The sequence below is a fragment of the Micromonospora sp. M51 genome, from assembly GCF_018070305.1.
Lineage (GTDB): Bacteria > Actinomycetota > Actinomycetes > Mycobacteriales > Micromonosporaceae > Micromonospora > Micromonospora parva.
Window position 1 is genome coordinate 1 of record NZ_JAGPXZ010000936.1, and the last position, 2,075, is coordinate 2,075.

The following is a 2,075-nucleotide window of genomic DNA, read 5'->3' on the forward strand; positions in this document are numbered from 1 at the left end:
CCACCGGTGAGGATCGCGTGGGCGAGCGCGGCGGCGTACACCGGGTCGGCGCAGCCGTCGTACACCCAGCGTCGGCCGAGCGCCGAGTGCTCGGTGGTGCCGACCAGCCACTGCTCGGCACCGTCGAGAGGGGTGGCGCGGTAGGTGAGGGGGACCTGGTGGACCGGCCCGTCGGCGGCGGCGACCAGCATCGTCTCGATGCCGACCTCGCCGGCCGGGTCGTCGAAGCGGTAGGCGCCCCGGCTCACCACCTCGACGCCGGTCGGTCCGGCGAACCATTGTCGGTCGGGCAGCCAGGCCGTCAGCAGGTTCAGCTTCGTGGGGTGCAGGGTCGCCCTGTGCAGCAGTGCCATGACGGCAGCCTAGTCAGAGGCCGGCGCACTGTTGCCCGCCGATCGTGCAGCTCTCCGGCTCCCGGGCCTTCGGCCGGCTGTCGCGGACGTCGCAGCTGATCGTCTGGGATCCCCCGGCCGGCACGGCGGTTCCGGTGAAAGTGATCACCCGTTTGTCCGGTCGCCAGTTCGCGCCGTCCACGTCGTCGACTGTGGTGCCCTCGGCGAGGGTGACCACCACCGCCCAGTCCGCCACCGCGGCGGTGCCGGGATTGCCGACCACGATCTCGCCGGTGTAGCCGAACAGCCGGCTGGAGTCGGTCTGGTAGCGGGCCGTCATGGGCGTCGGTGGCGGGGGTGGCGCAGCCGACTCGGTGGTGCGCGAGGGCTTCGCCGACGGGGTCCGGCTCGGCCGGGTGGTCGGTGACGCGGTGACCCGCGTGGGGCGCGCCGAGGGGGTCGCCGTGGGCGCGACGGTGCTCCGGGCCGGGGTCACCGTCGGCGACGCGCTGGGGGCCGGTGCGGGCGCGGCGACCGGCTCCGGGTCGGGCGGCAACGTCACCCAGGCCGCTGTCCCGGCCAGCAGCACCGCCCCGGCCACAACGGCGACCAGCGTGCGACGCCGGCGGGGGTTGCGGCCGGCCCCGCCGCGTACGCCGAGCACCGGCAGTTCCGCTGTCATCCCACCGTCGGCGCGGCGCAGGTCGACCTGCTGGAAGGCGAGCCAGTCGAGAATGGCCGGCAGCCGCACGGTGAGCGCCTGCCGCAGCTGTTGCTCACGGGGCTCGTGCTGCTCGCCGGACCACGCGCCGTGCGTGCTGACCTCCCGGAGCTCCAACCGGCAGCCCTGCTTGGTGGCGGTGACCGTGCAGGTCAGCTCGCTGAGCCGGCCAGCCTCGTCGCAGGACAGCACGAGGAGGTCCGGCTCCTGTCGCTCGGTCACCTCGACCTCGACGTTGGCGTCGAAGCCGGGCAGGCCGGCGGTGTGCAGCAGCAGCCGGTCCGGCACGCCCTCGACCGTCTCGGCCTCGGCGAACCACCGGCCGAGCAACTGCCGGTCGGTCTGGGCGAGCCAGACCCGCTCAGCCGGGTGGGACAGGTCGACCTGCGCACCGATCTCGATCACGGCGAGACTCTAACCGGTTGCCCGCCGGGCCTGTCCCGCCCGCCCGAGCCGGTTGCCGGCGCCCTGATCAGCCCCAGCGAGCGGACCGTGCGACCACTGTGGCCAGCGCGGCCCGGGCGTCGGCACTCACCTCGGCGACCACCTGCGCCGCCGGCAGGTCCCGGGCCAGCGGGTGGGCCTGCCCGGCCCACAGGTTGGCCACCGACGCGTCCCCGTCGCGCCGGGCGGCGGCCAGCAGTGGGCGCGTCAGGTGGAGCACCTGGGGGTAACCGCGCGGTGCCACCGCGTCGTGTTGGCGCAGGAAGTCGTTGGCCACCCCACGGGCCCGCTTACCGGTGTACGACCGGGTCAACGCGGTCGGCGTGGCACCGGCCACCGCCGCCCGGTGCATCGGCGAGCTGCCCGCCTCCGGGCAGCGCAGGAAGGCCGTGCCGAGTTGCGCGGCGGCGGCGCCGGCGGCCAGCACGGCGGCCACCGCGGGACCGTCGACGAGGCCGCCCGCGGCCACCAGCGGCCGGTCACAGCGGGCGGCGGTCAGCCGGAGCAGCGGCAGCACCCCGTAGTCGTCGTCGTCCGGCAGGCCGCCACGATGCCCACCGGCCTCGGTGCCCTGCACC

At 75.5% G+C, this 2,075-nt stretch carries 2 protein-coding genes and 1 pseudogene; all 3 read right to left on the reverse strand.

The annotated features are described in order from the left end of the window. Positions 1-353 (reverse strand): annotated as a pseudogene (locus KBX53_RS30950) (hypothetical protein); the annotation flags it as partial. 13 nt (positions 354-366) lie between these two features. Then, positions 367-1,458, reverse strand: coding sequence for an SRPBCC domain-containing protein (locus tag KBX53_RS30955; protein WP_210863283.1), 1,092 nt, complete (start codon positions 1,456-1,458; stop codon positions 367-369). 67 nt (positions 1,459-1,525) lie between these two features. Then, positions 1,526-2,075: nitronate monooxygenase family protein (locus tag KBX53_RS30960; protein WP_210863285.1), on the reverse strand; the 550-nt coding region annotated here is incomplete at its 5' end.